2 rRNA genes are annotated in these 5,670 nt (G+C 54.9%); both read right to left on the reverse strand.

The features are described from left to right. Positions 1-202 precede the first annotated feature (202 nt). A 23S ribosomal RNA gene (locus OS914_RS17710) occupies positions 203-3,367 on the reverse strand. Between the two features lie 585 nt (positions 3,368-3,952). Then, a 16S ribosomal RNA gene (locus tag OS914_RS17715) occupies positions 3,953-5,488 on the reverse strand. The 16S and 23S rRNA genes sit together here, the layout of an rRNA operon. Between the last annotated feature and the right edge of the window lie 182 nt (positions 5,489-5,670).

Consider the following 5,670-nt stretch of genomic DNA (forward strand, 5'->3'; position numbering starts at 1 on the left):
GGGGGTGTGGTGGGGGAAATTTTGTGGGTTACAACTACCAGTATTTAGTTATGCTGTGGTGTTTGTTCCGTTGACCGTGCAACGCCCCTGGGGGTGGGGGTTGTTGGTTGGGAACCACATAGTGGACGCGGGCATTCTTTGTTTCTTTCCCTTTTTACCGTGCTGGTGTTGCGTTTGAAGTCGCTTCACCGGTAAAAGGGGTGTGGTGTAAGTCATCGGCCTATTAGTACCGGTCAGCTTCACGGGTCTTTAGTCCCCGCTTCCACGTCCGGCCTATCAACCCAGTGGTCTGGCTGGGGGCCTCTCACACACGATGGTGTATGGAAATCTCATCTCGAAGCGAGCTTCCCGCTTAGATGCTTTCAGCGGTTATCCCATCCGAACGTAGCTAATCAGCGATGCACTTGGCAGTACAACTGACACACCAGAGGTTCGTCCGTCCCGGTCCTCTCGTACTAAGGACAGCCCTTCTCAAATTTCCTGCGCGCGCAGCGGATAGGGACCGAACTGTCTCACGACGTTCTAAACCCAGCTCGCGTACCGCTTTAATGGGCGAACAGCCCAACCCTTGGGACCTACTCCAGCCCCAGGATGCGACGAGCCGACATCGAGGTGCCAAACCATGCCGTCGATATGGACTCTTGGGCAAGATCAGCCTGTTATCCCCGAGGTACCTTTTATCCGTTGAGCGACGGCCATTCCACAATGTGCCGCCGGATCACTAGTCCCGACTTTCGTCCCTGCTCGAGATGTCTCTCTCACAGTCAAGCTCCCTTGTGCACTTACACTCGACACCTGATTGCCAACCAGGCTGAGGGAACCTTTGGGCGCCTCCGTTACTCTTTAGGAGGCAACCGCCCCAGTTAAACTACCCATCAGGCACTGTCCCTGACCCGGATTACGGGCCGAAGTTAGATGTCCAAAGTGACCAGAGTGGTATTTCAACGATGACTCCACCATAACTAGCGTCACGGCTTCACAGTCTCCCACCTATCCTACACAAGCCACTGCGAACACCAATACCAAACTATAGTAAAGGTCTCGGGGTCTTTCCGTCCTGCTGCGCGTAACGAGCATCTTTACTCGTACTGCAATTTCGCCGAGTTTATGGTTGAGACAGCGGGGAAGTCGTTACTCCATTCGTGCAGGTCGGAACTTACCCGACAAGGAATTTCGCTACCTTAGGATGGTTATAGTTACCACCGCCGTTTACTGGGGCTTAAATTCTCAGCTTCGCCCTTACAGGCTAACCGGTCCTCTTAACCTTCCAGCACCGGGCAGGAGTCAGTCCGTATACATCGTCTTGCGACTTCGCACGGACCTGTGTTTTTAGTAAACAGTCGCTTCCCCCTGGTCTCTGCGGCCCACACCCGCTCACGGACAGCTAGTGTCCTTCACGAGGCAGGCCCCCCTTCTCCCGAAGTTACGGGGGCATTTTGCCGAGTTCCTTAACCATAATTCTCTCGATCGCCTTAGTATTCTCTACCTGATCACCTGTGTCGGTTTGGGGTACGGGCGGCTAAAACCTCGCGCCGATGCTTTTCTAGGCAGCATAGGATCACCGAATTCCCCCTCACGGGGGTCCCGTCAGATCTCAGAAACGTCATTAAAGACAGCACAACGGATTTGCCTATCATGCTTCCTACATCCTTAGACCGGGACAACCATCGCCCGGCTCGGCTACCTTCCTGCGTCACACCTGTTAATACGCTTACCTCCCCCGATCGGGTCCCGCGCTCGGCCAAAAACCGGCCCCGCCACAAGGGCGGGCGGTCAGGCTCCGGGCGGTTAGCATCACGGAATCAGTATTGGCGGTTTTTCGCCGGTACGGGAATATCAACCCGTTGTCCATCGACTACGCCTGTCGGCCTCGCCTTAGGTCCCGACTTACCCAGGGCAGATTAGCTTGACCCTGGAACCCTTGATCATTCGGCGGACGGGTTTCTCACCCGTCTTTCGCTACTCATGCCTGCATTCTCACTCGTGTAGGCTCCACCACTGGTTTACACCGCGACTTCACTGCCCACACGACGCTCCCCTACCCATCCAGACGCCTGAACCACGAAGGCTTAGCAAAAATCTGAATGCCACAACTTCGGCGGTGTACTTGAGCCCCGCTACATTGTCGGCGCGGAATCACTTGACCAGTGAGCTATTACGCACTCTTTTAAGGATGGCTGCTTCTAAGCCAACCTCCTGGTTGTCTTCGCAATCCCACATCCTTTCCCACTTAGCACACGCTTAGGGGCCTTAGTTGGTGGTCTGGGCTGTTTCCCTCTCGACTATGAAGCTTATCCCCCACAGTCTCACTGCTGCGCTCTAACTTACCGGCATTCGGAGTTTGGCTGACGTCAGTAACCTTGTAGGGCCCATTAGCCATCCAGTCGCTCTACCTCCGGCAAGAAACACGCAACGCTGCACCTAAATGCATTTCGGGGAGAACCAGCTATCACGAAGTTTGATTGGCCTTTCACCCCTACCCACAGCTCATCCCCTCCATTTTCAACTGAAGTGGGTTCGGTCCTCCACGACGTCTTACAGTCGCTTCAACCTGGCCATGGGTAGATCACTTCGCTTCGGGTCTAGATCACGCCACTACACTCGCCCTATTCAGACTCGCTTTCGCTACGGCTTCCCCACACGGGTTAACCTCGCGACGTAACACTAACTCGCAGGCTCATTCTTCAAAAGGCACGCCGTCACAACGACCCGCCCCCAAAAGGAGGCATCGGCTGCTCCGACGGTTTGTAGGCACACGGTTTCAGGTACTATTTCACTCCCCTCCCGGGGTACTTTTCACCTTTCCCTCACGGTACTTGTCCGCTATCGGTCATTAGGTAGTATTTAGGCTTATCAGGTGGTCCTGACAGATTCGCACGGGATTTCTCGGGCCCCGTACTACTTGGGATACTCTCCAGGCGGTATAACAAACATTTCGGTTACGGGGCTCACACCCTCTACGGCCGGCCTTTCAAGACCGTTCACCTATGCCTACACTCTCACCTCACCAGTCCGGCAGAACCAGTACGGAAAGTCCCACAACCCCGACCATGCAACGCCCGCCGGCTATCAACACATGACTCGGTTTAGCCTGATCCGCGTTCGCTCGCCACTACTGACGGAATCACTATTGTTTTCTCTTCCTGTGGGTACTGAGATGTTTCACTTCCCCACGTTCCCCCCACACAGCCTATGTGTTCAGCTGCAGGTCACCACGCAACCAAAAGGCCCATGGCGGGGTTTCCCCATTCGGACACCCTCGGATCACCGTTCGGTTATCAACTCCCCGAGGCTTATCGCAGATTCCTACGTCCTTCTTCGGCTCCTAATGCCAAGGCATCCACCGTGCGCCCTTAAAAACTTGACCACAAAAGATCAAAAAAAACTCAACTCATCGAGAAAACCATGACAACAAGCCCACACCACCACCACCACCACACACCCCAAAGAGTGCACACCGGCAACGACCATGTGAACCCGATCCCAGGTTCATAAACACTCAAAAGAAATTGCATTTCTTCATAAGATGCTCGCGTCCACTATGTAGTTCTCAAACAACAACCCCACAACACACCCACCACCACAAACAGCAGCAGCAAGCCATGCCAGGGAACACCAGAAACACCAGAAACCACACCCACAACACCCAGACAACCAACATCCGGACACCACGACCACAGCCCTGTTGCCTCAAAACCCAATAGTGTGCCAACACAGGATCCCCACCACGACAAGGACCAGTAAACTTTCCACACCCCAACACCCCCCACAAAAGGAAGGACACCGGAACCGTACTCACCCACCAACCCCCACCAACCAACCGGCAGGAACCATTCCATCAATATTCCACCCATGAGCACCCGCCGCGGAACTTTCGTCCACGAAACGGGCGTCCTGCAAACCCCCACCCCAACCACCAGGGCCAGAACAGGAAATTTCAGGCGCTCCTTAGAAAGGAGGTGATCCAGCCGCACCTTCCGGTACGGCTACCTTGTTACGACTTAGTCCCAATCGCCGGTCCCACCTTCGACAGCTCCCTCCCCACAAGGGGGTTAGGCCACCGGCTTCGGGTGTTACCAACTTTCGTGACTTGACGGGCGGTGTGTACAAGGCCCGGGAACGTATTCACCGCAGCGTTGCTGATCTGCGATTACTAGCGACTCCGACTTCATGGGGTCGAGTTGCAGACCCCAATCCGAACTGAGACCGGCTTTTTGGGATTAGCTCCACCTCACAGTATCGCAACCCTTTGTACCGGCCATTGTAGCATGCGTGAAGCCCAAGACATAAGGGGCATGATGATTTGACGTCGTCCCCACCTTCCTCCGAGTTGACCCCGGCAGTCTCCTATGAGTCCCCGGCATAACCCGCTGGCAACATAGAACGAGGGTTGCGCTCGTTGCGGGACTTAACCCAACATCTCACGACACGAGCTGACGACAACCATGCACCACCTGTAAACCGACCGCAAGCGGGGCGACCATTTCTAGCCGTTACCGGTTCATGTCAAGCCTTGGTAAGGTTCTTCGCGTTGCATCGAATTAATCCGCATGCTCCGCCGCTTGTGCGGGCCCCCGTCAATTCCTTTGAGTTTTAGCCTTGCGGCCGTACTCCCCAGGCGGGGCACTTAATGCGTTAGCTACGGCGCGGAAAACGTGGAATGTCCCCCACACCTAGTGCCCAACGTTTACGGCATGGACTACCAGGGTATCTAATCCTGTTCGCTCCCCATGCTTTCGCTCCTCAGCGTCAGTTACAGCCCAGAGACCTGCCTTCGCCATCGGTGTTCCTCCTGATATCTGCGCATTTCACCGCTACACCAGGAATTCCAGTCTCCCCTACTGCACTCTAGTCTGCCCGTACCCACCGCAGATCCGGAGTTGAGCCCCGGACTTTCACGGCAGACGCGACAAACCGCCTACGAGCTCTTTACGCCCAATAATTCCGGATAACGCTTGCGCCCTACGTATTACCGCGGCTGCTGGCACGTAGTTAGCCGGCGCTTCTTCTGCAGGTACCCTCAACCAACCAAAAGCCGGCCTTGTTCCCTACTGAAAGAGGTTTACAACCCGAAGGCCTTCATCCCTCACGCGGCGTCGCTGCATCAGGCTTGCGCCCATTGTGCAATATTCCCCACTGCTGCCTCCCGTAGGAGTCTGGGCCGTGTCTCAGTCCCAGTGTGGCCGGTCACCCTCTCAGGCCGGCTACCCGTCGTCGCCTTGGTAAGCCATTACCTCACCAACAAGCTGATAGGCCGCGAGTCCATCCAAAACCAATAAATCTTTCCACAACCCACCATGCGACAGGAAGTAAATATCCGGTATTAGACCCCGTTTCCAAGGCTTATCCCAGAGTTAAGGGCAGGTTACTCACGTGTTACTCACCCGTTCGCCACTAATCCCCCCACAAGTGAGGTTCATCGTTCGACTTGCATGTGTTAAGCACGCCGCCAGCGTTCATCCTGAGCCAGGATCAAACTCTCCGTTGATGTAAACCACAGACACCACCACCACACCCGGAAAAAGGATGCAGACAGCGGCACTAAATTCGAAACCAGCCAAAAAAATTGTCACCCACCACGGGGTGGCAGACAACAACAATCTCAACCAATAAAAATAATCGGTATCGACAAAACTTGGCACACTATTGAGTTCTCAAACAACAGACGCA

This window comes from Arthrobacter endolithicus (assembly GCF_026627425.1).
Taxonomy (GTDB): Bacteria; Actinomycetota; Actinomycetes; order Actinomycetales; family Micrococcaceae; genus Arthrobacter_M.